Annotated in this window: 22 protein-coding genes, 1 tRNA gene and 1 pseudogene; 11 read left to right on the top strand and 13 right to left on the bottom strand. The window is 53.5% G+C overall.

The annotated features are described in order from the left end of the window. Positions 1–190: 190 nt before the first annotated feature. The 4 genes from F6R98_RS16255 to F6R98_RS16240 form a co-directional block, all read right to left on the bottom strand. On the bottom strand, positions 191–430 hold the full coding sequence (locus F6R98_RS16255; protein WP_153249949.1) for a helix-turn-helix domain-containing protein: 240 nt from the start codon (positions 428–430) through the stop codon (positions 191–193). 489 nt (positions 431–919) lie between these two features. Next, positions 920–1,522, bottom strand: a complete 603-nt coding sequence (locus F6R98_RS16250) for a hypothetical protein (RefSeq protein ID WP_153249948.1) — start codon at positions 1,520–1,522, stop codon at positions 920–922. 259 nt (positions 1,523–1,781) lie between these two features. Then, positions 1,782–2,636, bottom strand: coding sequence for an IS3 family transposase (locus tag F6R98_RS16245; protein WP_265588158.1), 855 nt, complete (start codon positions 2,634–2,636; stop codon positions 1,782–1,784). 11 nt (positions 2,637–2,647) lie between these two features. Further along, complete coding sequence (locus tag F6R98_RS16240; RefSeq protein WP_153249946.1) at positions 2,648–2,965, bottom strand: transposase; 318 nt, start codon at positions 2,963–2,965, stop codon at positions 2,648–2,650. Positions 2,966–3,201: 236 nt separating this feature from the next. On the opposite strand from F6R98_RS16240, the gene F6R98_RS16235 reads away from it, so the two are divergent. Next, positions 3,202–5,043: an ATP-dependent nuclease gene (locus F6R98_RS16235; RefSeq protein ID WP_153249945.1), complete on the top strand. Its 1,842-nt coding sequence runs from the start codon at positions 3,202–3,204 to the stop codon at positions 5,041–5,043. A 213-nt stretch (positions 5,044–5,256) separates the two neighbouring features. Then, entirely contained in the window at positions 5,257–6,534 is a 1,278-nt protein-coding gene (locus tag F6R98_RS16230) for a glycosyl hydrolase family 18 protein (RefSeq protein WP_153249944.1), read from the top strand. 177 nt (positions 6,535–6,711) lie between these two features. Here the strand turns inward: F6R98_RS16230 and F6R98_RS16225 are convergent, their stop codons facing one another. From F6R98_RS16225 to F6R98_RS16190, 8 genes and pseudogenes are all read right to left on the bottom strand, one after another. Then, positions 6,712–7,224, bottom strand: coding sequence for a DUF2721 domain-containing protein (locus F6R98_RS16225; protein ID WP_228124923.1), 513 nt, complete (start codon positions 7,222–7,224; stop codon positions 6,712–6,714). Positions 7,225–7,458: 234 nt separating this feature from the next. After that, entirely contained in the window at positions 7,459–7,827 is a 369-nt protein-coding gene (locus tag F6R98_RS16220; protein ID WP_153249943.1) for an HVO_A0114 family putative DNA-binding protein, read from the bottom strand. Next, positions 7,824–8,057, bottom strand: coding sequence for a toxin-antitoxin system TumE family protein (locus F6R98_RS22855; RefSeq protein ID WP_407079319.1), 234 nt, complete (start codon positions 8,055–8,057; stop codon positions 7,824–7,826). The genes F6R98_RS16220 and F6R98_RS22855 overlap by 4 nt, the downstream gene beginning before the upstream one ends. 165 nt (positions 8,058–8,222) lie before the next feature. Beyond that, positions 8,223–9,029: an IS21-like element helper ATPase IstB gene (istB, locus tag F6R98_RS16210; RefSeq protein WP_153249941.1), complete on the bottom strand. Its 807-nt coding sequence runs from the start codon at positions 9,027–9,029 to the stop codon at positions 8,223–8,225. After that, positions 9,019–10,544 (bottom strand): annotated as a pseudogene (gene istA / locus F6R98_RS16205) (IS21 family transposase). The gene istB and the pseudogene istA overlap by 11 nt, the downstream one beginning before the upstream one ends. Before the next feature lie 415 nt (positions 10,545–10,959). Then, positions 10,960–11,289, bottom strand: coding sequence for a hypothetical protein (locus F6R98_RS16200; protein ID WP_153249940.1), 330 nt, complete (start codon positions 11,287–11,289; stop codon positions 10,960–10,962). Positions 11,290–11,364: 75 nt separating this feature from the next. Then, positions 11,365–12,588, bottom strand: a complete 1,224-nt coding sequence (locus F6R98_RS16195) for a tyrosine-type recombinase/integrase (RefSeq protein WP_153249939.1) — start codon at positions 12,586–12,588, stop codon at positions 11,365–11,367. A gap of 180 nt (positions 12,589–12,768) precedes the next feature. Then, positions 12,769–12,855 (bottom strand) — tRNA-Leu (locus tag F6R98_RS16190). A 210-nt stretch (positions 12,856–13,065) separates the two neighbouring features. Between F6R98_RS16190 and F6R98_RS16185 the strand changes: the two genes are divergently transcribed. The 5 genes from F6R98_RS16185 to proB all read left to right on the top strand — a co-directional run bounded on the left by F6R98_RS16185 (position 13,066) and on the right by proB (position 16,918). Further along, the gene (locus F6R98_RS16185; RefSeq protein ID WP_153249938.1) at positions 13,066–13,911 is read left to right on the top strand and encodes an SDR family oxidoreductase; all 846 of its coding nucleotides are present in this window, start codon (positions 13,066–13,068) and stop codon (positions 13,909–13,911) included. A 135-nt stretch (positions 13,912–14,046) separates the two neighbouring features. Further along, positions 14,047–14,358, top strand: coding sequence for a 50S ribosomal protein L21 (gene rplU / locus F6R98_RS16180; protein ID WP_153249937.1), 312 nt, complete (start codon positions 14,047–14,049; stop codon positions 14,356–14,358). Between the two features lie 11 nt (positions 14,359–14,369). Further along, positions 14,370–14,636 carry a 50S ribosomal protein L27 gene (rpmA, locus tag F6R98_RS16175; protein ID WP_153249936.1) on the top strand — a complete coding sequence of 89 codons (267 nt, stop codon included), beginning with the start codon at positions 14,370–14,372 and terminating at the stop codon, positions 14,634–14,636. Positions 14,637–14,772: 136 nt separating this feature from the next. Next, positions 14,773–15,810 carry an Obg family GTPase CgtA gene (cgtA, locus tag F6R98_RS16170; protein ID WP_153249935.1) on the top strand — a complete coding sequence of 346 codons (1,038 nt, stop codon included), beginning with the start codon at positions 14,773–14,775 and terminating at the stop codon, positions 15,808–15,810. Next, the gene (gene proB, locus F6R98_RS16165) at positions 15,794–16,918 is read left to right on the top strand and encodes a glutamate 5-kinase (protein ID WP_153249934.1); all 1,125 of its coding nucleotides are present in this window, start codon (positions 15,794–15,796) and stop codon (positions 16,916–16,918) included. Before cgtA ends, proB begins: the two co-directional genes overlap by 17 nt. A 106-nt stretch (positions 16,919–17,024) precedes the next feature. Here the strand turns inward: proB and rpsT are convergent, their stop codons facing one another. After that, positions 17,025–17,303 (bottom strand): 30S ribosomal protein S20, encoded by a 279-nt coding sequence (rpsT, locus tag F6R98_RS16160; RefSeq protein ID WP_153249933.1) that lies wholly within the window; start codon positions 17,301–17,303, stop codon positions 17,025–17,027. 295 nt (positions 17,304–17,598) lie between these two features. On the opposite strand from rpsT, the gene F6R98_RS16155 reads away from it, so the two are divergent. The 4 genes from F6R98_RS16155 (at position 17,599) to ileS (ending at position 26,152) form a co-directional block, all read left to right on the top strand. Next, on the top strand, positions 17,599–20,589 hold the full coding sequence (locus F6R98_RS16155) for a bifunctional diguanylate cyclase/phosphodiesterase (protein WP_194269982.1): 2,991 nt from the start codon (positions 17,599–17,601) through the stop codon (positions 20,587–20,589). A 204-nt stretch (positions 20,590–20,793) separates the two neighbouring features. Continuing rightward, on the top strand, positions 20,794–22,383 hold the full coding sequence (murJ, locus tag F6R98_RS16150; RefSeq protein ID WP_228125257.1) for a murein biosynthesis integral membrane protein MurJ: 1,590 nt from the start codon (positions 20,794–20,796) through the stop codon (positions 22,381–22,383). After that, a complete protein-coding gene (gene ribF / locus F6R98_RS16145) occupies positions 22,374–23,336 on the top strand; it encodes a bifunctional riboflavin kinase/FAD synthetase (RefSeq protein WP_153249930.1) in 963 nt (320 codons plus the stop codon). The genes murJ and ribF overlap by 10 nt, the downstream gene beginning before the upstream one ends. Then, a complete protein-coding gene (ileS, locus tag F6R98_RS16140) occupies positions 23,333–26,152 on the top strand; it encodes an isoleucine--tRNA ligase (RefSeq protein ID WP_153249929.1) in 2,820 nt (939 codons plus the stop codon). Before ribF ends, ileS begins: the two co-directional genes overlap by 4 nt. Positions 26,153–26,157: the final 5 nt, after the last annotated feature.

Here is a 26,157-nt window from a genome sequence, read left to right as displayed (position 1 = left end):
TCGCGCTATGTCGATCAAAAAATCAATAACTTACGATAATGAAATTTTTAATTTGCTTGCTACGGAATGACTTTGCATTCTAATTGGGCTTAAAACGTCGTAATTTTTGAGATTAAATCTAAAAATTCGGTTTACTCATCATAAATAGCGAAATATTACAAGCGCAATGATTGCTACCAGTTTCTAAAAATCAATACGTTAGCGCTGCAATATAGCGCGATTGCCCTGGCGGTGGGGCTGGAGAATGTTTTTTTAAAAGCCGTCCTATCGTACTATGACTGGCCGACTCGATGATGTTCAATTCGACCACCTTTTTTTCCAATAGGCGTAGTGTCCAGCGCGCATAGCCGGCGGGTGGCTCCGAACAACGCAGCGCGATGAGTTTCGCTTCCGCTTCGCCATCGAAAATCGGCGCTGTCGGTGGAGTCATTCTTTAAAATCAGCAGCATGTCGATATGGTTCAGCAGTCAGTTGAACATAAAACTATCTTTGATCCTGATGTTATCGAGCATTACAGCCGCTTAATGCCAGACGCGCCCCGGCGTATTCTGGGCGTATTTGAAAAAACGCTGAATCGGAACGCCTCATTCGAGAGAACACATTAAAGCACCAAGCATCAGATAACCGCCGCCGTGACTGGGTGGCGTTTTTGATTATTGTTGTCGGTTTTTCGGCAACTGTTTTTCTGGCCTGGATAGACAAGCCCTACCTTTCAGATACAACGCTTGCCGCTATTATTGGTTATTCGGTAATGGGTTTCTTATGCTCTGGCCGTCTTCGAATTAACCTCTACAGACCGCGCTGTTTATGGGTTTTCTGTTTCCGCGTTTTGTCGATACCATCAATAATGCCATCATTTTGACCGCGCTTAGGTGATACAGGGTGCTACTCGATGAGACGCCGTCCCGCGATAAGCCAGTTATCCAGCCCTTGCCGGTAACTCCAGAACAACTCCCTCAACCTTCTTTCTTGTACGAACATAATCCAGCGCCGTCTTGGCCGACGAGAACAGATCGGCGCATCCATCAACCTTATCAGGGTGCGTCCGCTGCAGGAACGACTTCAGGGCATCGGTCAATAACCGGCGTTCCGCTTCCGACTTGGCCGGTTCATCCCAGGTCTTACCGAAAAAGCTGTTTGTGCAACCGTGCACAACACGCGCCCGCCGCATCAATCCGGCAAGTTCATTAAAAAGCCCGTTGTAAACTTCCAGGCCTGCTATCTGCCAGTGCCGTTGCCTGCGCGGAAGCCGTCCGGCGGCGCTGGCGTCGACCATCTTCATTTCAAAGGTAATGAGTCCTTCCCGGTGCAGGTCGTTCAGGATGCGATGCAGTGAGCACAAGGGTATCGGCTTACTCAGTTGGTAATATCCAAGAGCGCCGGCAGTGCCTATGCTGTCTTCAGTTCCCAGCATATAGGCGATAGCGCCAATATCGTAGGGCGGATGCCCGCAATCTGGATGCCCTTCCTCAATTGCCTGCAACACTGCCGCGCGTTGTTTGGTGTTGCGCTGTATCGCCATTATTGTTCACTCTCGCCAATGTACATTAATATTATTATGCACTGTCGCCAGTGTACAATAAGGCGTTACTTTCCGGCATGGAAACAAAAAGCCCGCAAGAGTGCGGGCTGTTACTGTGGGCGATAGGGTAGCGCTTCCATTCGGCTAAATCAAAACAGCAGCGCGAAATCTGCAAAGTCTGCGAAATGTGAGGACCGGCGCTGCTTTCCGAGAGTTCGCAAACGATTAATGTAATGGTCAACAAAAACCGGACACCTGTTCAGGCAGCGTTTCTATAAAATTCCCGCTCGAATTCGAGTGGGGACTGGTAGCCCAATGTTGAGTGTGGTCGGAGGCCATTATAAAAAGCCAAATAATCGATCACACTCAGTTTTGCCGCCGCTTGGGTCTTGAATTTTTCGTAGTTGAGCTGCTCATGCTTCAAGCTGCGAAAAAAACGTTCGGTCGGCGAGTTGTCCCAGCAGTTCCCTTTGCGGCTCATACTCTGTTCCATCTTCATCACGTCTAAATGCTGGCGATATTCCCTGCCCGCATACTGGCTGCCACGATCCGAGTGATGCAACAGACCGGGTGGCGGTTTACGGCGCCAGAAGGCCATTTGCAAGGCCTTGACGCACAGCGAGGCCCGCATGTGATCATCAATCGCCCAGCCCACGACTTGCCGGGAAAACAGATCGATGACCACCGCGACATAAAGCCAGCCTTCTAGGGTCCACACGTAGGTGATATCTGTCGTCCATACTTGATTGGGCTTGCCAACCTGGAATTGCCGGTCCAAGCGGTTGGGCGAAATGGCCTCGTTATGGTTGCTATCGGTAGTGACTTTAATTCGCCTGGGATAGCGCACCTTCAAGTTTAAATCTCGCATGATGCGCCGCGTTTTAAAACGCCCAACGACAAAACCTTGTTTTTGCAGTCGATCCGCTAAACGACGCGAACCAAAGCACTGTTTATTGTCGATGAAAATCTGCCTCGCCTTCTCGGCAAGCTTTTGATCTTGTTGATCCTTATCACTGTCCTGCGGGGCTTTTAACCACTCATAATATGCACTGCTACTCACCTGCATCACTCGACAGAGCACGGTCACTGGATACGTCTTCTGTTGCGCCTGAATAAATCCGTACTTTATTCGGCTTCTTTCGCAAAGAAGACTGCGGCCTTTTTTAATATCTCGCGCTCCATTCGCAACTGTTCATTTTCCTTGCGCAAGCGAATCAATTCATCGTGACCACCCAGATTCAAGCTTGGCTTTTTCGTCGCAGACTCATTGCCGGAAGGCTTGCGTTCCGCCCGCACCCAGCGTCCCAGGGCACTTAATGATATGCCCAAATGATCGGCAGCCTGGTTCAGGCTGTAGCCTTTTTCAAGAACCAGCTTGGCGGCATCCTGCTTAAATTCCAGACTGTATTTGGGGCGCTTGTGTTTTTTCTCGTTTGTCTTCATGCTCACCTCTGCTGACAGTATAAATTCTGCCTTTGGAAGTGTCCGGGTTCATTAAACCATTACACCTGCGATCAGGGTAACGCCATGCAAACCAAGAGGACCACTGATTAGTCCTACCCTGTCAAAGTTGACAGGGTGACATGCGTAGGTATCGGCATTAAAATCCGAGCGGCATCGACGCATTTTGTATTTCTACTTAGAGTGTGCCAAATTCTGTCAAACCGTTGAAGAAAGGTATGTTTAATGATTTCGGGCGCGATAGACAATATATTGACGTGGCGGATTACGTCATATTGGCCTGCTACTTCACGTTAGCTGCAATATTGAGAAATGAAATGTACGAGTACAAGATAGAACGATTAAGGTTCAATGATGGAACAGAAATAGTACCTGGACACTTAACCGTGGTTGTTGGCCCAAACAATTGCGGCAAAAGCAGGATTCTAAAAGATATAAAATCACTAACATCAGATCAAACAAGCAAGTCTGTAGTAGTAACTGAACTTGACTTTAATCTTCCTTCGTCCGTTACTGAATTAGTTGATTCATGTGAGATTACAACATTTACGGATGAAAATAATAACGTCTTTCTCAGAACTCTTTCCTCTAATCTAGTTAGCCAGCATAACGTGCCTGTCGGTCTAGGCTGGGAAACTAGTTTCCAAAACTTACTGAACCAAAATAACTCGAACACTAAAAGGCTTTTTAGTCATTGGTTTGGAAGTTTCTTTGTGTCATTCTTTGAAACCGAAGAGCGCCTAAAGCTAGCGAAAGAATCCGAAAGTTCGGAAAAAGGGATAATGACGAACTTGCTCCAAGCATTCTATCAAGAAGGAGCAGAGGTTGAACGAAAGCTCAGAAATATCGTCAAAGAAGCTTTCTCCATCGACATAAAGCTCGATTATTCATCGCTGCGAAAAATTCTATTTCGAATTGGTGAAAATTTTGATGATTGTCCGGAAGACCCTCGAAAGGCGTTATCGTATTTTGACGATTTTGAAAGGCTAGACACCCAGGGCGACGGCTTAAGGAGTTTTGTTGCTACACTGCTGGCAGTCCTAGTGGGGAAGAGGCCTGTATTGCTTTTAGATGAGCCTGAGTCCTTTCTCCATCCTCCACAAGCGTTTCGACTGGGAGAAGTTATTGCGGACCAAGCAGTCGGCGAAAGGCAAGTTGTAGTGTCAACACATAGCTCAGAATTTCTGAGAGGAATTTTGAGCAAGCGGCAAGATATAACAATAATACGTGTGGATCGAGCAGAAAATACCAATAGGATAAGATCGCTGGATAGCGCCCAAGTCGCTAGGATAGCTAACGACCCCCTTCTTTCTTCCACTAGAATTATGGAAGGGCTTTTCTACAAAGGGGCGATTATTGTAGAGGCAGATGCAGATGCTGTATTTTATCAGAGAATTGCAAGGCAACTAGAGAGAGCAGATAGCTTCCATATAGCGCATGCTCACAATAAACAAACCGTAGCTAAAGTCCTGCATCCATATCGAACTCTCAGCATTCCATTCTCAGCGATTGTAGATTTTGACGTAATACGTGTTAGAAACGAATTCAAATCGCTTCTTGAAGAATTAGACTTTCCTGGAGAAAGCATCGGAAAAGCTTTAGAACTGCAAGCGACTATCGTTGGGTATATTGAAAACGTAGATCAAGGCCAAATGTTGTCTGCCCAGCTTGTAGAGCTAGAAAGCGAAATATCTAGAATAAGAACCAATGAGCATGAAGTTGGCGCAGGGACATTACTTTCAGAGCTTGCCGGAAATTTGAAGCGCGTTAGGGAGAGCGGGAGCCCATGGAAGGAGTATAAGAAAAGTGGCGCTGCGGCTCTAAACGAAGAAACCAGACCTCTGTTCCACAGGTTAAGCGAAATCTGTGAGGAAAACGGACTATTTATAGTTCCTGTAGGTGAGCTAGAGGGCTGGCTGGTAGAGCACGGACTGCCACACTCTTCCAACAAATCAAAATGGATTGTTAGAGCGTTGGAAACTGTTCCTAGTCTCGACCCCGATAAAGAAAAGAAGCCCTGGTTATTTATGGAAAATGTATTTGCATATCTTTCCAGTTAGCAGCTAACAAACAGGTCAAGCCGACCGCCTACCCGTCCGCTACGCGACCAGGCAGGCGGCGGCTTACCTGTGGCGTTAGACGTTGTATGACCAATATAACTATTGAGGAGAACTAAAATGAGTTAATAAGTTTTTGTTCCTCAGCCCGGATCGCGTTCCTGGCGAGTAGCGACTTCGTTCAATTCTTGATTTAAAATCCTAAAGGACACTCCAATGAAAAAAAGAGCAAACTTTACCGGTGCCATTGGTGCCTGGCTGACTAGTGAATTGCATCCTACAGGAGCTACCTACAGCTCACCCAACAGCAATTTCAGTTCCATTAAGCTCAACGGGATTTACGGCACCCTCGATTATCTCAGCATCGGCTGGTTTGGTGTGGATATGAGCAACCCGACCAGTCCTACCCTGAGCACGAGTAACACGTATCTCGCCCAACAGGTGGCAGATGCCCGTGCACAAAACCCGGACATCATCATATTTGCTTTGCTGGCCTATACCGATGAAATCACCACCGATCTGCAAACGATCATCGCCGATCCCACCCTGCTGACCACCTTTGCGAACAATGTGGCCAACTTTCTGGGTAACAACGGCCTCAATGGTTTCGACATTGACTGGGAACAGCCTACCAGCACACTCACTCAGGAGCAATGTGGCGCTTGGCTCAACGCACTGGGTGCGGCTTTCGGGGATACGTATTATCTGGCCGTTTCGGCGAGTTCGAATCAGTACGGTAATGTCGAAAACCTGAATGCGGATGCTGTGAATGCCAATGTGGATGTGTTCAATTTGCAAAGTTACTGGGTTAGCGATCCGAGCGTATTTATCGCACACGGCATCAATGCCGATCTGTTGGGATTCGGCGCCTATTTCGAAAGTGGGGTCACTGCGCTTGAAGCCTATCAGCAATACGCGGCGGGGATTCAATACAATGGCCAGCAATACCCCTACCAATCTATGATCAGTTGGCGGCTTGATTCTTCCAACTGGCCTTTCGAGCAAAGTCAGCAACTATTGCTGCGACAATACATGACTGGCCAACCGAATGTTGTTCCGTTTAACGATGGAGCCATCTTGAATGTGCAAACCACGCCAACGCTTATCCAAAGTATCGTTATCCGCAGCGGCGATGTCGTGGATGCCATCCAATGTACCAATGCCAGCAGCGATGGCTCGTATGCGGTACAACTATTGCAACACGGCGGTGATGGTGGCAATGGGAACGATCCGATCAGCCTCACAAATGGCCTCACGGCTTTCAGTTACGTTACCGGCAACTGGTACGGGCAGCAGTTTATTGCGCAGATCACCATTAACGGCACCAGCTATCCGGCTGCGGTAAACCCTTCAGTATCCAACCCGCAAATGCATCAGGTTACAGCGCCCACCGGGAAAACCATTATTGCCTTCAGTGGGCAAACCCAATATGTGAACCTCGCGGGCGGCGGCTTCACTTGGGTGCTGGCGCAGATTAACCCTGTTTTTGAATAACACACCAGTCAAGACCATAAGGTACGCTAATAGTAAGAAATTTAGGGTCAGATACCGTCTTTTGCTAGTCGCTGTTTCTTTACGATACGGTGGGCTCGCGAATAGCAAAACTCAAGACCTGCCCCTTTTGTTTTGCGTCAGCATGGATAGCCGTTACCCATTTTAATCGAGACACTATCAGGATCGGTGTGAAACATTGATGACTTCCTTGGTGGCCAAACTGATTTCGCGGAGGAAGCACAGTAAACCGGAAATTAATGCCAGCATGGCGGCGACAAAAAGAATCGACACCGCCTTGGATAAATCCACTCCTAATTCAACGGAGAGAAAAAGTGAAGCGATCGACAGACAAACGCACAGTGCTGAAAAGGTACACAAACTTATCGCACGCCGAATCCAGCGTATCCGATGATAAATAATGTCGATTTCATAGCGGCAAGCTTCTGTCACGCGCTCGGCGGAAAGTTCATTAAAGCGCTGGTAACGATCCACCGACCGAACCAAACGATTGGTAAGAACCGCTAGAAATGAACCTATGCCGGTTAACAGGAATACCGGCGCCACTGCTTCGCGAATGGCAAGTGAAACTGTTGGAATATCAGTCATACTGATGATTTTAAATTTAATAATTGGTTTACGGATACGAGATACCGTCTTGTAAGTCAAGCCTGAGACTTGAATGATTGACATCAAACGGCTGCCCCGATTTGATTACCCCGTAAATTAAGATGTGCCAGTTTGCGCATCACTGCTCCCACCACCGCCTTCGGCGCCAATCCTGTCGTACTCAGTCTATCCCCGAAAGCGCGCAAAAGACGGTATCTGACCCCTTATTTCTTGAGTGAGTGTCATCTTGCCCGACATCTTGAATGTAGTCGGGCGTACCTCAGATATGAGAAAGCCCAGCCAGACGGCAGGACTAGGTTATGCCGCTCTTGAACTGCCCAGGGTAACGCGAATATCCACGCTGTCCCACGGTACATACACCCGGCCGTCGTCATCTTTTGCAATTATGTCGCGTTCGATCATGGCCTGCACATCACGGTGCACATTGCTGTAATTGCGCCTCAGTCGTTTAGCCAGTGCATAAATCGACTGCGCACCGGTAGCCGCCAGCACATCAAGCATACGGCAACGTTCTGCGGTAAATTCCGAGAAAAGCTGTCCGGCATCTTCGAACCCCAAGTGGTAGTCGGATTCCGTCGCAGGCGCGCCCGCATCGGCGCGCTTCGCTATTTCCAATGCGCGCGCCCGGTAATCGCCGGGTCGGCTTACTTCAATGATTGCTTTCATGTCAGCCTCTCAATATCGTTCCAAAAATCTTCAAGCAACGCCGCCAGACCGGTAAAAATATAGACTTCTTCCCGCCCATCCATGTGGCGGTGATCGCCCTTGCCGCGCTCGTTATCGTAACGTACCAGGCATTCATTGCCCCGTCCGCAATACAACCGGTACTTGAAAAGATGCCCACTGCCCGGAACCGGCTCAGAGAGTTGCCAAACGGCCTGCTTGTTAACGCTGATTGAATAATGCCCCAGAGTGCTGATTGAATTTTGACCCAGGACCTGTTGCTGTTTTGTGTTGCAGCAACTGTGGATAAGTCTACCAGATTGTTGATTTGAAGTTTTTAGATGCGCGGGAAGTTCACGAAGTTTGGAGACCGTAGTGAACTCCCCGCGCGTGCCTGGTTAGAACGGCTCTTCTACTGCTGCGTTTTTGCCTCCTCTTCGTGTTTGCTCTCTCGATTTGATGCGGGCCTTCGCGGCCATGCTGCTGTGCTGAAACCGGTATGACTCATTCCCGGTTTCAACAATGTGGCAGTGATGCGTCAGCCGATCCAGCAACGCCGTCGTCATCTTGGCATCACCGAATACACCCGACCATTCCGAGAAGCTCAGGTTCGTCGTGATGATCACACTGGTGTGCTCATACAGTTTCGAGAGCAGGTGAAACAGCAAGGCTCCTCCCGTTTGGCTGAACGGCAGATAGCCAAGCTCGTCGAGTATGAGCACATCCATGCGCATCAACGATGCGGCGATTCGCCCGGCACGGCCATCCTGTTTCTCGCGTTCGAGTGCATTGACCAGATCGACCGTCGAATGGAATCGCGCCCGCTTACTCTGCGTGGTGATACCCGACACCGCGATGGCGGTCGCCAAATGCGTCTTGCCTGTCCCGGGCCCGCCGATAAGCACCACGTTCTGCGCTGTCTCGGTGAATGATAGCGTTGCCAATTGCTCTACCAGCGGCCGATCAGCCTTGGAGGCGGCGAAGTCGAATCTGGCCAGGTCGCGATGTACCGGAAACCTGGCCGCATTCAATTGGTTTCTCACTGAGCGCATGTGCCGGTCCGTTGCTTCGGCTTGCAGCAGGTGTTCGATCAGCCATTTCGACGAATCGGTCGATGCAGACCCTTGTGCGATCAGGTCTGTCCAAGCACCGGCCATGCCATGTAGCCGCAAATCCTTGAGTTCAGCAGTGACATCACAGCGCATGATCAATCTCCTCCGCATTGAGGTGAGCTTCAGCGTCATGCCTCAGCTCATCATATCGGCGGGTATTGGCCAGCGGCACATCCTTGAGCTGCAAATTCGTTTCCACATTCGGTGGAAGGGGCGGCGCATTCAGCCGTCCCAGTACGTTGAGGACGTGTTCCACACTCAACACGCCGGACTCGATGACCAGTTCCACCGCAACAATAACGGCTTCAAGCCCCGCCCGTGGTACGGCGGCCAGCACCTGCGCCATGCAGCGATCTCCGCCCGGATCGCGCATCAGCCCCTGCCTGAGCTGTCTGAGTGGTACAGGCATGTCTGCGAACGGGGCGCCATTGCGCAGCGCTCCCGGTTTGCGTTCGATCAGCGTGATGTAGTGTTGCCAGTCGTAGCGAACATGTCCACGTTCTGTCTCAGGCGCTCGTGGCAGGCAACAAGTGTGTCGTCCGACACAACGATGACTTGATTGGGATAGAGCCGGACGCTGACCATCTTTCCCGCCAGCTCGCATGGCACGGAGTAGTGGTTGCGCTGTACATTGATCAGGCACGTGCTCGATACACGAGCCGGATTTTCAACATACCCATCAAATTGAACCGGCATGGGCATCATGTGCGCGCGCTCCTGCTCCAGCAGGTCGGCTACGCTAAGCTCCTTGTACTCGGGATGGTGCAACTCGCCCCATAATGCCCGGCAGCGATCACCCAGCCACACATTGAGTTCGACGAATGAACCGAACCGCTGGTTCTGCGCTTCCAGCCAGATGCGCCGCCGACTGTCCTGTACGTTCTTCTCGACAACGCCTTTCTCCCAGCCGGATGCCACGTTGCAGAAATCGGCATCGAACAGGTAGTGCGCGCGCATCACGGCAAAGCGCGCATTGACCACGCGTCCCTTACCTTTGTTGACGCGATCAACGGCAGTCTTCATGTTGTCGTAAATGCCACGGCGAGGAATGCCACCCAGCGCCGCAAAGGAGCGCGTATGGGCATCGAACAGCATCTCGTGCCCTTGGCCCGGATACGCCACCAGCCAGAATGCCCGACTGGCGCACAGCTTCAGGTGCGATACCTGTATGCGCCGGTAAATGCCTCCAATTACCAACCCTTCTTCGCTCCAGTCAAACTGGAAGGCTTCGCCAAACTCAAATTTCAACGGCACAAAGGCGTGGGGCTTCTTGCCTGAGTCAGCACGCCAGTTGCGAATGAACGCAGTCACCTGGCTGTAACCGCCCGTGTAACCATCCGTCCTGATTTGTGCAAACAGATTTTTGGCGGTGCGCCGATTCTGTTTGGGGCGATGGGAATCCGCTTTGAGGGCTTGTTCCAGTGTGGGGTGAAACGCGCTGAGCTTGCAGTCCGCCTTTATCCTGCGGTATTTCGGCGGTACTGCTTTCTCTTCCGCCCTTAGCCATTTGCGTATCGTGTTGCGCGATAAGCTCGTGCGCTTTGCTATCGCATGCAGCGACATTTTGTCGCGTAAATACATCCGCCGTATCTTGCCTATCATTTCCATAGTGATCACCTTTATCTCCTGCCCAAAAATTGGACAGGGCAAGTAGAACACCTGGGTCACTTTTGAATCAGCAAACCACCTCTACATGGGTCAGTTTTCGGTCAGCGACAACAGGTAAGTTTTTTCGTTGGAAGATATTCCCGCGATTCTATTGCGAGAAACGATGGGTCGTCATTGAGTCCTGCGGCCTTCGAACTGAGGCGTTCGAGTTTTTCTTTCCGATCATTCAGTGAATAAATGGTTTGCCTTAAAATATCGTGCATCGCTTTACCTTCAGGAAGCACCTTCAAGACTGGATGCGCCAGCGGGTGAAGGAATCCCGTTTTCGTCTGGCCGGACTAGGCGCGATGGAAAATCTACAACAGTTACGGTGTGGTGTATAGACGAACAGTCAAAAGATGCGTTCAGGCATGCATTATTCCCACTCCCCAGTTTTTGGATTCAGGATTTGCAGATTCAGCACTACACCGTCATCCGTATCAAAGCGCCCGGACTCAACGTATTCGATAGCCGTTTCGATGGTGTCGTCTTTATCCCAGCTATCAAGCCAAAAACATTCCGAGCCTTCTGGGTGATCTGGCGGCAGCACCGCTATGCGGCTGGGATCGTCACCCTTCCAGGCCATCCAATGCCCGGTTGATGCCTTGGCGAAGGTCGCTTGATTCAGCCAGCGCTTGATTTCATCATTTCCTGCGGCCATCCGCAGGGCTATCCGTGGGCGCCAATCGCTGAATATCATTGCCATGAAACCCTCCTGCGCTCTTTAAAGAGCAGTTGTAAACTGATCCCGGCTTTTATCCCAACGCCTGTAGGTTGAGCGTCATCCGGTTTTCTGGAGAAAAGGAATCACAACAGCGCCAGCCTTCAAGCCGTCCAGATAATCGGCCCAGGACTGCATCATCTTGCGGCGCTCAGGCAAGTGTTCGGCGTGGTTGTATGCAGCCTTGACCTTGTTTTTCTCGGAGTGCGCAAGCTGGCGCTCTATCATGTCGGACGGCCAGCCCTGCTCATGCAGCAGGGTGGACGCCATACCCCGGAAGCCGTGCGCCGTCATCGGCGTTTCACTGCTCGGCCCGTAACCCATACGCACCAGCGCCGCGCGCACGGTCTCCCGGCTCATGTGCTGGCCCTTGTTGCGGGCATGGGGGAATACGTAGCGCTGGTGGCCGGTCAGCGGGTGCAGATCGCGCAGAATTGCCACGGCCTGAGCGGACAAGGGGACGATGTGCCGCCCGTCCATCTTCATGCGTTCGCCGGGTATGCGCCACTCTCCGGCGTCAAGATCGAACTCACCCCATTCAGCCCCGGCCAACTCTCCCGGCCTGAGAAATACCAGCGGCGCAAGTTTCAGGGCCGCACGGACAACAGGCAAGCCGGTGTAACCATCCAGCGCGCGCAATAACTCGCCTACGGCCTTCGGTTCAACGATGGTTGACATGTGCGCGGTTTTGGCCGCTGGTAATGCCCCGGTAATATCCCGTGCGTGGTCACGGTCAGCGCGCCCGGTGGCAATGGCAAAGCGAAAGATGCGGCTTACATCGCTACGCAGGCGCGCGGCGGTATGGTTCGCCCCACGTTCAGCCACGCGGCGCAATGCGGTCAGCTGTTCCGGCGCTGTAATTTCGGCAATGGGACGCACGCCCAGATAGGGAAAAAGGTTTGATTCAAGGCGCGCCTGTATTTTTTCATGGGTGCCTGTATCCCACTTGCTGCGCTGGCTCTCCAGCCATTCGCGGGCTATGACTTCGAAGCTGTTTGCGGCGCGCTCCGCTGTTGCGGCCTTCGCTGATTTTCGCTGCGCACTAGGGTCTATGCCTTGCGCCATAAGCTGGCGGGCTTCGTCGCGCTTGGTGCGGGCATCGGACAGCGAAACATCAGGGTAAACCCCCAGCGCCAGCGTTTTTTGTTTCCCGGTGAATCGGTAATTCATGCGCCACAACTTCGCGCCGTTCGGATTCACCAACAGATAAAGGCCGCGTTCATCAGCCAGCTTGAAAGGCTTCTCTTGCGGCTTGGCTTTGCGTACCTGAATATCGCTCAACATACCCATTTCCCCGTGTTGATGGTATCGGTTTAATGGTATGAGCCAATACCATCAGATATACCAGCAAGATTGATGGTATTGCATGATACGGGGTGCTACGGCATGAGACAATAAAAAACCCGTTAAGCCTTACGGGGTGCGGGGTTCTGATACGGTATGCGACGGGGTGAAACAGAGATTTGGTGCCTCGGGCCGGAATCGAACCGGCACGCCGGTAAGGGCGAGGGATTTTAAGTCCCTTGTGTCTACCAGTTTCACCACCGAGGCTTGCTTGAGTTTGATTGATAATTATAGCGAAAAAACGGCTGATTTGGGAGAGAGTTGGCTGTAGAGTTTTATTTTTTGCCGCAAAAACTGATTTTTTATACTGTAATGGCTTCGGGGGGGGCGGGAAGCACCGATGCGTGCCGGCTTGGCTCGGGCTGGAATCAAGGGTATGCTGGCACGATTTTTCAAGTTAAGGCATTAGCGAATCCGATGAAAGACAAAATTTGTTTGGTAACCGGAGCAACGGCGGGCATAGGAAAGGAAACCGCTTTGGGGCTGGCGAAATTGGGCGCGCATGTGGCGATCGCCGGGCGCGATGAAGCGCGCACGCGCGCTACGGCCGCATGGCTGGCTAGAGAAAGCGCGAACAACCGGGTTGATTTCTTTGTTGCTGATTGTTCTTCGCTTGCCGATGTCCGGCGACTGGGCGGCGAAGTCAGGCGGAAATACCCGAAGCTGGATGTGCTGCTCAACAATGCAGGCGCGCTTTTTATGGAGCGCGAGTTGACGGTGGATGGGTTCGAACGCACCTGGGCGCTCAATCATCTCGCCTATGTCTTGCTGACGCATGAGCTGTTGCCGTCCTTGAAGGCCTCCGAATCCGCCCGCATCGTCAATGTCGCTTCGATAGCGCACCGTAGCGCAGTTCTGGATTTCGATAATCTGCAAGGCGAGAAAAGCTATGGTGGCATGCCCAATTACAGATTGTCCAAATTGGCGAATGTAATGTTCACTAATGCCTTGGCGCGCAGGCTGAAAGACAGCGGAGTAACCGTCAATAGCCTGCATCCGGGAGTGGTGTCGACCAACTTCGGGCAAAATAACAAAGGGTGGCTCAAGCTATTGATCCGTCTGATTCGCCCTTTTTTTATTTCCGCGGAAGAAGGCGCAAAAACATCCATCCATCTCGCCAGCTCGAAGGATGTGGAGGGGGTCAGCGGACAATACTTCTCCAATTGCAGGCAAGCTCCGTCTTCCGCTCTCAGTCTTGACGAAGCAAAGCAGGAGACGCTGTGGGAAATCAGTCTGCAGCAGGCGGGGCTCTCAACCTGGTAAAGTGACGCAACGAGATTGAGCATGCGCTGCAGTAAAAATTGCAGGGCCAGTCCATGCAAAAATATTGACACCCAGTCCTTTATAAAATACAATAGGCGATTATCAAAAGAATAATGCTTCGTGGAGCTTTACGTTATGTATGCGGTTATCAAAACGGGCGGCAAGCAGTACAGGGTGAAAGAAGGCGAAACGCTCAAAATTGAATCCCTGGCTGCCGAGATCGGCCAAACAATTGAGTTCGATCAGGTGTTGCTGATCCAATCGGATAAAGGTATCCAGATTGGCAAGCCGCTTGTGGAGGGTGGTAAGGTGGCTGCGACGGTGAAAACTCACGGTCGCCACGACAAGGTTCACATTATCAAGTTCAGACGCCGTAAGCATTACATGAAGCGTCAAGGGCATCGGCAGAATTATACGGAAATTCTGATCACTGCTATTTCAGATTAAAGGAGAGATTCATGGCTCATAAAAAGGCGGGCGGCAGTTCCAGAAACGGTCGCGACTCAGAGTCCAAGCGTTTGGGTGTAAAGCGGTTCGGTGGTCAGCTTGTTCCGGCCGGCAGTATTATCGTGCGTCAGCGCGGCACGCAGTTTCATCCCGGTGAAAATGTGGGTTGCGGCAAGGATCATACCTTGTTTGCCACGGCTGAGGGGCGCGTGCTTTTCCATGTCAAGGGTCCGCAAAAGCGCAAATACGTCAGTATTGTTCAGTCTGTCGAAGCTTGATTATTGAGTGAGCGAGGCTTTCGGCTGGGCCGGGGGTCGTTGACCGCTTTGCCGTTTGGCTGTTCTTTAAGCCCCGCTTTTGGCGGGGTTTTTTGTTTGTATTGTTTTTTGAGCATCGCGCGGACGGATTGCAGTCGTGAAATTTGTTGACGAAGCCAGTGTCAGAGTGGAGGCCGGGGACGGCGGGAACGGTTGCGTCGGTTTCCGGCGTGAAAAATATATTCCGTTGGGCGGGCCGGATGGCGGCGACGGCGGCGACGGCGGCAGCGTCTATCTGGTTGCTTCCAATAATCTGAATACCCTGGTGGATTTTCGTTATCACCCGACGCATCGCGCCGAGCGCGGCGAAAACGGTTCAGGTAACAACTGCACCGGAAAGAAAGGCGCGGATTGTTATGTCAAGGTGCCTACCGGCACGGTGATCTACGATGCCGAGAGCGATGAGGAGCTGGGTGATCTGACGGTTCCGGGGCAGACCTTGCTGGTTGCCCAGGGCGGATTTCATGGGATAGGTAATGCGCGTTTCAAGAGCAGCGTAAACCGCGCGCCGCAGAAGGCGACTCCGGGTACGCCGGGCGAAAGGCGTCTGCTTCGCCTTGAGCTTAAATTGATTGCCGATGTCGGTTTGCTGGGACTTCCGAATGCCGGTAAATCCAGTCTGATACGTAACGTTTCATCGGCGCGTCCCAAGGTGGCCGATTATCCGTTTACGACGTTGCATCCCAATTTGGGTGTCGTCAGTGTCGGCGAGGGGCGAAGTTTTGTGATGGCGGATATTCCCGGCGTCATTGAAGGCGCAGCCGACGGCGCCGGTCTGGGCGTGCAGTTTCTCAAGCATTTGAGCCGCACCGGGCTGTTGCTGCATGTGATTGATGCGCAGCCTTACGAAGGCGAAGATGCGCCGGCTGAAGCCGCGCACAAGGTGATAGGCGAGCTGGAGCAGTGGGGTGAGGGCCTGGATGAAAAGCCGCGCTGGCTGGTGTTGAACAAGATAGATCGTTTGCAGCCGGAGGAGGTTGATGCGCATTGTCAGGCTATTCGTGATGCGCTTGATTGGCAGGGGCCTTGTTTTGCTGTTTCCGCATTGAAAGGTGATGGTGTGCGCGAGTTGATGTTCGCGATTATGCAGTTTTTGGAGCAAGGCAGGCGGGAGCGGGATGTTTCAGAGGAGTGATTTTGCCGGTGCCGGGCGTGTTATCGTAAAAATAGGCAGCGCCTTGCTTACCGGTGGCGGGCGCGGTCTCGATCGCGAGTCGATCGCCGGGTGGGTGCGCCAGATCTCGGAGCTGCAGCAGCAGCGGCAAGCGGTGCTGGTATCTTCTGGTTCCGTGGTGGAGGGTATGAGTCGTTTGGGCTGGAGCGTGCGTCCGTCGTCCCTGCATGAGTTGCAGGCGGCTGCGTCGGTCGGGCAGATGGGTCTGGTCAGGGTTTACGAGTCGCTTTTTTTGAATCATGGCTTGCATAGCGCGCAGGTTTTGTTGACGCATGACGATCTGTCGAATCGGCAGAGATATTTAAACGCCAGAAGCACCTTGACCACCTTACTGGAATTGGGGGTGGTGCCGGTCATCAATGAAAATGACGCGGTTGCAACCGAGGAAATCCGTTTTGGCGATAACGATACTTTGGCTGCGCTGGTGGCGAACGCGCTGGAGGCCGATCTTCTGATTATTCTGACAGATCAGGCGGGTTTGTACGATAGTAACCCCAGTGTTTTTCCTGATGCGAAACTGATTCGTTCGGCGAGCATTACCGATCCCTCGCTTGGTGGTATGGTGGGTGAAAGCTTGAGCGGGCTGGGGCGCGGAGGCATGCTTACCAAGCTGCGCGCCGCACGGCTTGCTGCGCGTTCCGGCACGGCGACGGTGATTGCGAGCGGCAAGGAGTCCAATGTGATTCCGCGCATTGTTGGCGGTGAAGATATTGGTACTTTCCTGGTGCCGGATGTGTCGCCCATGGTCGCCCGTAAGCGCTGGCTGGCCGGGCAGCTTAAAACGAAAGGCGTACTGGAGCTGGATGAGGGCGCGGCGCGGGTGCTGCAGGATGAGGGTAAGAGTTTGTTGCCGGTTGGCGTGCGGCGTGTCGAGGGCGTGTTTGGTCGCGGCGATTTGGTGTTGTGTCTGGGTCCCCAGGGTAAGCGTGTCGCTTTGGGGCTGGTGAATTATGGTAGCGACGAAGTTGCCCGGATTATGGGTAAACCAAGCTCGCGTATCGTGGATCTTTTAGGCTATGTCGATGAACCGGAGCTGATTCATCGTGATAATCTGGTAGTAAATCCTTGAATACTTCGTCGAGCTTCAAGTGAGGGCGTAGCTACCGCGTCTCGGCACCCCTTAAAACCCTTTTTATTAGGGTTAGTGGGGTGCCTGCTTGCGCGGTATGCAGCAGTTAGGCTGCGTTTTTCAGCGCCAGTGTTTTGAGGTGAGCGCTTAGCCGGCTTTTGCTGCGTGCGGCCTTGTTTTTGTGGATTAATCCTTTGTTCACGGACGAGTCGATAACCGGCACGGCTTCGGCAAAGGCGTTGCGCGCCTTTTCAAGGTCGCCGGCGTCCACGGCCAGTATGACTTTTTTGATGAACGTACGCAGGCGGCTGCGTGCTGCGGCGTTGTGTGCGCGGTTCTTTTCGGACTGACGGGCGCGTTTTTTTGCGGAAGCGATGTTTGCCAAGTTAACCTCTCAATATGCGGCAAAGAGCCGGCACAAGCATGTGTGAATCGATACGAAACAGGCTGTGTTCCCAGGTCGAACACAACTAACCTGATGACAAGGGTGTACCTTGTGCAATATTTAGCACTTAATTATGGCGGGATGCATGTGTCGTTGTCAATAAAAACTTTTCTTTTCTGCTTTCTGCCGCACTGTTGGTATTATTGTTTGTCCCTAGATAGACAGTTAAAGGCGATAAGCCGCACACTTTAAATATCGATATTTCTTCGCTGCATTAATTTCTGGGCATAACCAGGTGTCAAAAGGTATTTTAAAACCGGAGCAGTACCGATACGCAGGTAAACTCCTGCTTGTTGCGCTGACATACGTTGTCTTTGGCTTGTTAGGGTTTTCAATGCCTTATGCAGGCTCCAATATCAGCCTGTTCTGGCTGCCCGCCGGTATCGCGGTAGCGGTTTTGTTGCGCTGGGGGCGAACATACTGGCCGGGCGTTTTTGTCGGCGCGTTCGTAGGCGATCTATTTATCGGCGTACCCGTTTTATCGGCGGCAGGACTGGCAACCGGGGGCACGCTTGCTCCGCTGCTGATCGCCGGCGTGCTGGGGCGTGCCGGGTTCCATGCCGAGTTTGACCGCCAAAAGGATATCCCTCTTTTTTGTCTGGCGGCAGCAGCGGGTACGCTGGTGTCGGCGTTGAGCGGCGCAATTATACTGTGGCTCGCGGGTCCGGCGCCCTCCGGCAGGTTTATCAATGCCGCGCTGGCATGGTGGATGGGGGATTTCATTGGCGTGCTGCTGGCCGGGCCGCTGCTTTTGACGCTGACGAGCAAGAACCTGACCGCCATGCGCCGGCATTCTCTGGAGTTCTTGTTGTGGAGCCTGTTGGCTGCTCTGCTGGGATGGGGGGCGCTTCATGCGGATAGCGGCGGGGTATTGCTGCCAATGGCGCTGTTGTCCCTGCCTATGGCGGTATGGGCTGCTTTACGTTTTGAGGCGACGGGCTCCGCATTTGCCGTGACGATGTTTTCTTTGGTCGCCGCCTGGCTTGCAGCAGGGCAGGCTACGCCGTTTTCTCAGCTTACCCTGGAACAGGGGATGCTGCTGCTCTGGGTTTATATTCTCACGCTGGTTTTGTCCGAGTTGGCGATTACCGCATTGCTGGCCGGGCGCGGGCAGGCTGAAGCCGAGCTGCGGCGAAACGAAGAAAAGCTGCGGGGGTTTTACGAGCTGGCGCCGCTCGGCATTGCGCTGAACAGTATGGATGGCCGCTACATGGAATTTAATGAGGCGTTCCGCAAAATATGCGGGTATTCGGAGCAGGAATTGAAGGCGCTGGATTACTGGATGCTGACGCCGAAGGAATATCATGATCAGGAAGCGATACAGCTGGAATTTCTGGCGCAGACCGGCCGTTATGGTCCGTATGAAAAAACATGCCGGCAGAAAAGCGGACGGCTGATTCCCGTCCAGCTTAACGGCATGCTGGTGACAGGGAAGGACGGCGAGCAGTATATCTGGTCCATCGTGCAGGACATTACCGAACGCAATCAAACCCGGCGTAATCAGGAGTTGATCCATGTCGCCATCAACAAGAGTTGTGCGGGTTTTTTCTGGTTGAGTCCCAGAGGGCGTGTTGTGTATGCAAACGAATATGCCTGCGAAAGCCTGGGGTACGCGCGCGAAGACCTGGTCGGCCTGTCCATTTGGGATATCGACCCCGATTCATCTCCCGGCATCTGGTTTGCCGCGTGGGAAAAACTCAAAAGTCTGGGTAGTTCGCAATCGGAGTCTCGTCAGCGCCGTAAGGACGGAGCGATTTTCCCTGTCGAAGTAACGTCCAGTTATATCGCCTACGCCGGTGAAGAATACAGTTTCGTATTCGCGCAGAATATCGCCGAGAAAAAGCGTAAGGACGCGTTGATATGGGAGCAGGCCAACTTTGATCCGCTCACCAATCTCCCCAACCGTCGACTGCTCGGCGACCGTGTTCATCAGGCCATGTCGGCCAGCGCTCGCAGCGGACGATATGGCGCGCTGGTGCTGCTCGATCTGGATCAATTCAAGCGCTTGAATGACAGCATGGGCCATAGTATAGGCGACAAAATGCTGATCGAAGTGGCGCGCCGCCTGAAAGAATGCGTGCGCGCGGAGGATAGCGTTGCTCGTTTGGGAGGCGACGAGTTTGTCGTGCTGCTGAGTCTAAGCTCCAACTCGGATGAGGCTGCGGTTCAGGCGGAAACCGTCGCGGAGAAGATACGCGGGGATCTTTGCCGCCCGTTCCGGCTGGGCGATGTTGAATACCACATTACTCCCAGCGTCGGGGTTGTCTTGTTCCGGGGGCATCAGGACAGTCTGGAAAATCTGCTGATTTATGCCGATACCGCCATGTATCAGGCCAAGTCCAACGGGCGCAACACCTGGTGTTTTTACGATCCGTCCATACAGGCTGCGCTGGAAGCGCGCAATCAGCTTGAAAGCGCGCTCCGCTCCGCGCTGGATCGTCAGGAGTTCAGACTGTTTTATCAGTTGCAGCAGGATATAAGCGGACACCCGCTGGGTGTTGAGGCGTTGTTGCGTTGGGTGCATCCGGCGCTGGGGCCGGTTACACCCGCCCAATTTATTCCTGTAGCGGAAGATACCGGTTTGATTCAGTCGATAGGCCGCTGGGTGATAGATGTGGCCTGTGCGCAATTGGCGAAATGGCGGAGCGAACCGGGGTTGAGCCGGCTAAGCATTGCGGTTAATGTCAGCGCGCGCCAATTTCGTGAAAAGGGCTTTGTCGACTATATCAGTCTGTGCATGAGGAAATACGCCATTGATCCGGTCAAGCTTGAGCTGGAGCTGACGGAAAGCATGGTTTTGGATGATGTAGAGGGCTGTATACTTAAAATGCGGCAACTGAGGACATTGGGTGTGCGCTTCTCCATGGATGATTTTGGTACGGGATACTCTTCGTTGCTCTATCTCAAACAGCTGCCTCTGGATCAAATCAAGATAGATCAATCCTTCGTGCGCGATATTATTATCGATCATAATGACGCCGCTATCGTGCAGGCTATTATTGCCATGTCGCACAGCCTGGGGCTGGATGTGATAGCCGAGGGGGTGGAAACCGATGCGCAGTACGCGTTTCTCAGGCAATATGGTTGCGATGCCTATCAGGGCTATTTTTTCGGCAGGCCCATGCCGGTTGATGAGCTGGAGGCTGCGATTCGTAAGCATCCAGCTACAGATTTCGGGTTTGGAGATGAGGCTGCCGAGACAGGCGGAAGCGTGTCGTTCGATTAACTGTGCAACGCATCCGTCGATGGATGCCCGGCTACGGAATCCCTGCCATGGCCGGTCTCGCATATCTAACCTTCGTTCCGTCAGACAAAGCCAAATTCAGTCATATAGAAAAATCGTCACGACTTTATAACCTGCGCTGTAACTACGATATTTCGCGATATCCTGATACGATAGCGGCTTTTTACGGTATTTGAGGCAAACGCTCTGAACGGCCATCTTGTAAAGTCGTCGTCCATTGTCAGTGGCTTGACAATGTTGTCGCGGCTGTTGGGGTTTGCGCGCGATGTGGTTATAGCGCGCTATTTCGGCGTCGGTCCGGCTACCGATGCGTTTCTGGTTGCATTCCGTATTCCCAATTTTTTACGCCGGCTGTTTTCCGACGGCAGTTTTTCTCTGGCGTTTTTACCTTTGCTGCGAGGAACGGACGGGAAAGGCGGCGTACAGGGGAGGCTTGAGGTCGATACGCTGTTCGGCGCGCTGATTCTCCTATTACTGCAGATATCTCTGGCGGGTACCCTGGCCGCGCCGTTGCTGATAGCCGTATTTGCGCCGGGTTTGTTTGCGCAACCCCTGGATAGCGCGCTATGTACGGACATGGTGCGCATAACCTTTCCCTATCTTTTTTTTATCGTGCTGACGGCGTTTGCCGGCGGCATACTGAATAGCCGTGGACATTTCGCCGTGCCTGCGTTTACGCCGGTCCTGTTGAACCTATGTATGATTATTGGGGCAATCTGGTTCGCGCCTTTGCTTGATCGGCCGATCATGGCGCTGGCCTGGGCGGTGTTGTTGGCCGGCCTGCTGCAGTTTGCGCTGCAAATTCCCGCGCTTGCTTATACCGGCCATGTTCCGCGCCCGCATTTCAGCTTGCGGCGCTTCCGGCAGTCCTGGCCGCTTTTGCGTGGCGTCATGCCGTCTCTGCTTGGGGTATCGGTACCCCAGTTGAATATTCTCGTCGACACCTTTTTTGCCTCTTTTTTAATGTCGGGCAGCATATCCTGGCTGTATTACTCCGACCGTTATATCGAATTGCCTGTGGCCATGGTAGGCGTGGCGCTGGGAACGGCTATCCTGCCGCGTTTGGCCAATTTGCATCTGCAAGGCGACGGCGCGCATTTTTCCGAAGTGTTGGATTGGGGGCTGCGCTGGGTTACATTGATAAGCCTTCCTGCTGCGCTCGGCCTTGGAATGTTGTCGACTCCGCTGATGGCTTGCGTATTTGGAACGGATGCCGCGAGAGAAACCGATATAGTCATGGCGGCGCGGAGTTTGATGGCCTATGCGCCGGCATTGCCGGGTCTGATTGCGGTTCGCGTGCTATCTTCGGCCTATGCGGCCCGGCATGACAGTGGAGCCCTCTTAACGAGCGGTTTGCTGGCGGTACTGGTCAATGGCGGATTGGGTGTGGCGCTGGCGTTCATGGCAGCGCCTCAAGGCTGGAGACATGCGGCACTGACTTTATCGACAGCGCTGGCGGCATTGCTGCAGGGCGGGTTTTTGCTGCATAAGCTGTTACGAACCGGTATATATTGTCCGCGACCGGGCTGGGGTTTGTTTTTATTGAGAACCGGATTTGCAGCGCTGATTATGGCGGTTGGGTTGCTGTACGGGGACAAGCAAAGCTTGAGATTGATCATGCCTATCGAAAATAGTTATCTGCGCTTGTGCGTGCTGGTCGCGGGCGGGACGGGCGTTTATTTTTCCGTGCTCTGGCTTGGCGGGGTGCGCCGGCGTCATTTACATGCGCCGCTACGCCCGGTTGCAGCAGCGGCGGGAATTCAGCGATGCGATTGATCCGGGGGGTCTGGGCATTGCCCCAATTTGCCGATGGATGCGTGGCGACTATCGGGAATTTCGACGGCGTGCATTTGGGACATCGCTCCATCATTTGCGAGCTGGCCGATGAGGGCGCTCGGCGCGGCTTGCCGGTTGTCGTCGTGCTGTTCGAGCCGCAGCCGCTGGAGTATTTCAGGCCGGAGGATGCGCCGCCGCGTTTGACTCGCTTACGCGAAAAACTGGCCTGCATGTGCGATCTTCCGGTCGATGCGGTACTGTTGCTGCGCTTTACTTCCGCGTTTGCCGCAATGCCGCCGGAAACCTTTATTCAGCGGGTTCTGGTGGAAGGGTTGCGCGTCAGGCATTTATTGATAGGAGACGATTTTCGCTTCGGCAACCGGCGCAGCGGCGATTATTCCTTGCTGCGCGCCGTATCCGCAGCGGCGGGTTTTGATGTTGCGGATACGCGATCCATACAATTCGACGGGGTGCGCGTCAGCAGTACGCTGATACGCGAAACCCTGAGCGCGTCCAATATGGCGCTGGCTACGCGCTTGCTAGGGCGGCCTTTCTTCCTGTGCGGGCGGGTGATCGAGGGGAACAGGCTGGGGCGCAGTATCGGTTTTCCCACCGCCAATATGAGCGTCTTTGGTAAAACAGCGCCAATTTCGGGGGTTTTTGCCGTTACAATGGGCGGCATAGCCGCCCAACCCATACCAGGCGTCGCCAACATCGGCGTCAGGCCGACGCTGGGTGGCAGGGATGATATTCGACTCGAAACTCATCTTTTTGATTTCGATGCTAGTATATACGGAAAAAGAGTCTCGGTTTATTTTCATCATAAAATTCGCGACGAGCAGCTTTTTCAGGACATATCCGCCCTCAAAAAACAGATAACACAGGATGTATTATCCGCCAGGGCTTATTTCGAGCACCATGCAACGAACCCGCTTTTGACTGTTACAACATGACTATTGACTATAAGGCTACACTCAATCTTCCCAGCACCGATTTTCCGATGAAGGGGAATCTTGCCCAGCGCGAGCCCGAGCAACTGCAGGCCTGGAAGGAAAAAAAACTTTACCGCAGGATCAGGGAGGCGTTCGCCGGGCGTCCCAAATTTATCCTGCACGACGGTCCTCCCTATGCCAACGGCGAGATTCATATTGGTCATGCGGTCAATAAGGTGTTGAAGGATATTATCGTCAAGAGCAAGAGCCTGAGCGGTTTCGATGCTCCGTATGTGCCGGGCTGGGATTGCCACGGATTGCCGATAGAGCTGATGGTTGAAAAAAGGATCGGCAAGGCCGGTGTCAAGGTCGATGAGCGCACGTTTCGCGCCGCCTGCCGCGATTACGCCGCGCAACAAGTGGTGTTGCAGCGTGACGAATTTGTGCGTCTCGGTGTTTTCGGCGATTGGGAGCAACCGTATCTGAGTATGGACTATGCCTTCGAGGCGAATGTCATTCGCTCGTTGGCGCGTATTTACGCCAACGGGCATTTGATCCGGGGCGCCAAACCGGTTCACTGGTGTACCGATTGCGGCTCGGCACTGGCCGAAGCCGAGGTCGAGTACGAGAACAAACGGTCATTGGCTATCGATGTGCGTTTCCGCGTGGTACATGAGGACGATGTGATCGAGCTTTGTCATTCAGTACCCGGTCAGTCGGGGCAGGGGCCTATGTCAGTGGCGATTTGGACGACTACGCCGTGGACCTTGCCTGCCAATCAGGCGGTCGCATTGAATCCTGAACTGGAATATGTCGTCGTACAGCTCGAAGGCGAGAGGCTGTTGCTGGCCGAAGGGTTGATGAAGGACGCCATGCAACGCTATGGCGTCGATCAGTATCGCGTTGTCGCCTACTGCAAGGGCGAGGCCCTGGAAGGCGTCCGGCTTTTGCATCCGTTCCTGGGCAGGGAGGTGCCGGTCATCCTGGGCGATCATGTCACGCTGGATGCGGGAACCGGCGCGGTTCATACCGCACCGGGACATGGTCAGGAAGACTATGTCGCCGGTTTGAAGTATGGGCTGCCTGTGGACAACCCGGTTGACGGTGAAGGCTGCTTCGTACACGGCACGCCGTTCTTTGCCGGCCAGCATGTGCTGTCCGCGAACGCCAAGGTGGTGGAATGTTTGCAGGAACACGGCGCGCTGTTGCATGAAGCGAGTATCGAGCACAGTTATCCGCATTGCTGGCGTCACAAAACCCCGGTTATTTTCAGGGCCACGCCGCAGTGGTTTATTGGGATGGACCACAAAGGCCTGCGCGAGCAGGCCTTGCGTGAAATCTCCGATGTTGCCTGGATACCCGACTGGGGGCAGGCGCGTATCGAAGGCATGGTGATGAACCGTCCCGACTGGTGCGTTTCGCGTCAACGCAACTGGGGTGTGCCGATTCCGCTGTTCGTGCATAAGCAAAGCGGCGAAATTCACCCCGATATGGCGAGTTTGTTCGAGGCGGTAGCGCAGCGCGTCGAACAGTGCGGCATAGACGCCTGGTTCGACCTGGATGCTCGTGAACTGCTTGGCGACGATGTCGAGTTTTATGAACGCACGCGTGACACGCTGGATGTCTGGTTCGATTCCGGCGTTACCCATGCCTGCGTATTGTCGCGCCGCGACGATCTGCAATTCCCCGCCGATCTTTACCTGGAGGGTTCCGATCAGCATCGCGGCTGGTTCCAGTCTTCCCTGCTGGCTTCGGTGGCGATGCAAGGCTGCGCCCCTTACCGCTCGGTGCTGACGCACGGATTTACCGTCGATGCGCAAGGCAGAAAAATGTCGAAGTCGCGCGGCAACGTGGTTGCGCCGCAGAAGGTGATGAAGACTCTGGGCGCCGATATTCTGCGCCTATGGGTGGCGGCGACCGACTATCGCGCCGAGATGAGCGTTTCCGACGAAATTCTGAAGCGCACTGCGGATGTCTACCGGCGTCTCAGAAATACCGCGCGTTATCTGCTTTCCAACCTGAACGGATTCGACCCGGAAATCGATCTGCTCGATTCGCATCGTTTACTGCCGCTGGATGTCTGGGCGGTCGATAGGGCGGCGCAGTTGCAGCAGGAAGTAATACAGGCTTATAACGATTACAGCTTCCATCTCGTATACCAGAAGGTGCATCATTTCTGTTCGGTGGATCTGGGCAGTTTTTATCTCGATATCACCAAGGACAGGCAATATACCTGCCAACCCGGCAGTCTGGCGCGCCGTTCGACGCAGACGGCGATGTACCATATCGTCGAAGCGCTGGTGCGCTGGCTGGCGCCGATATTGAGTTTTACCGCCGAGGAAATATGGCGTTTTTTGCCCGGCAGACACGCGGATTCGGTTTTTCTGGCGACCTGGTACGAGGGCCTGTTCGGGTTTGACGGCAGCCATGCTCTTGCCCGCGATGAATGGGATTTCGTGCGCGCCGTGCGCGAAGCGATCGGTAAGGAACTGGAAGTCCTGCGTGTGCGCGAAGAGATCGGTTCGTCGCTGGATGCCGAAGTCGAGTTGTATTGCTCGCCTGACGTTCATTACCGTTTGAGTCTGTTGGGTGATGAATTGCGATTTGTGCTGATTACATCGGAGGCCGTCATATGGCCTGCCGATCAGGCTCCGGCGGATGCGTTGCCGACCGAGATCGAAGGTTTGCAGTTGCGTGTCGCACCGAGTCCGCATTCGAAATGTATCCGCTGCTGGCACCACCGTGCCGATGTCGGCGCGCATGAGGAGCATCCCGAGTTATGCGGGCGTTGCGTGGAAAATGTGGCGGGTCCGGGTGAACAGCGTTGCTGCGCATGAGAATA

It is taken from the genome of Candidatus Methylospira mobilis (genome assembly GCF_009498235.1).
In the GTDB taxonomy this organism is placed as follows: Bacteria; Pseudomonadota; Gammaproteobacteria; order Methylococcales; family Methylococcaceae; genus Methylospira; species Methylospira mobilis.
This window is presented reverse-complemented; position numbering and strand designations above follow the sequence as displayed.

Bases quoted from the DNA above. Each gene is read 5' to 3' on its own strand.
- ileS (WP_153249929.1), top strand. From the start codon at position 23,333: ATGACTATTGACTATAAGGCTACACTCAATCTTCCCAGCACCGATTTT.
- ribF (WP_153249930.1), top strand. From the start codon at position 22,374: ATGCGATTGATCCGGGGGGTCTGGGCATTGCCCCAATTTGCCGATGGA.
- F6R98_RS16200 (WP_153249940.1), bottom strand. From the start codon at position 11,289: ATGGCAATGATATTCAGCGATTGGCGCCCACGGATAGCCCTGCGGATG.
- F6R98_RS16255 (WP_153249949.1), bottom strand. From the start codon at position 430: ATGACTCCACCGACAGCGCCGATTTTCGATGGCGAAGCGGAAGCGAAA.
- F6R98_RS16230 (WP_153249944.1), top strand. From the start codon at position 5,257: ATGAAAAAAAGAGCAAACTTTACCGGTGCCATTGGTGCCTGGCTGACT.
- rpmA (WP_153249936.1), top strand. From the start codon at position 14,370: ATGGCTCATAAAAAGGCGGGCGGCAGTTCCAGAAACGGTCGCGACTCA.
- F6R98_RS16250 (WP_153249948.1), bottom strand. From the start codon at position 1,522: ATGGCGATACAGCGCAACACCAAACAACGCGCGGCAGTGTTGCAGGCA.
- istB (WP_153249941.1), bottom strand. From the start codon at position 9,029: ATGCGCTGTGATGTCACTGCTGAACTCAAGGATTTGCGGCTACATGGC.
- F6R98_RS16220 (WP_153249943.1), bottom strand. From the start codon at position 7,827: ATGAAAGCAATCATTGAAGTAAGCCGACCCGGCGATTACCGGGCGCGC.
- F6R98_RS16195 (WP_153249939.1), bottom strand. From the start codon at position 12,588: ATGTTGAGCGATATTCAGGTACGCAAAGCCAAGCCGCAAGAGAAGCCT.
- F6R98_RS16240 (WP_153249946.1), bottom strand. From the start codon at position 2,965: ATGAAGACAAACGAGAAAAAACACAAGCGCCCCAAATACAGTCTGGAA.
- rplU (WP_153249937.1), top strand. From the start codon at position 14,047: ATGTATGCGGTTATCAAAACGGGCGGCAAGCAGTACAGGGTGAAAGAA.
- F6R98_RS16235 (WP_153249945.1), top strand. From the start codon at position 3,202: ATGTTTAATGATTTCGGGCGCGATAGACAATATATTGACGTGGCGGAT.
- F6R98_RS16185 (WP_153249938.1), top strand. From the start codon at position 13,066: ATGAAAGACAAAATTTGTTTGGTAACCGGAGCAACGGCGGGCATAGGA.
- proB (WP_153249934.1), top strand. From the start codon at position 15,794: ATGTTTCAGAGGAGTGATTTTGCCGGTGCCGGGCGTGTTATCGTAAAA.
- F6R98_RS16225 (WP_228124923.1), bottom strand. From the start codon at position 7,224: ATGTCAATCATTCAAGTCTCAGGCTTGACTTACAAGACGGTATCTCGT.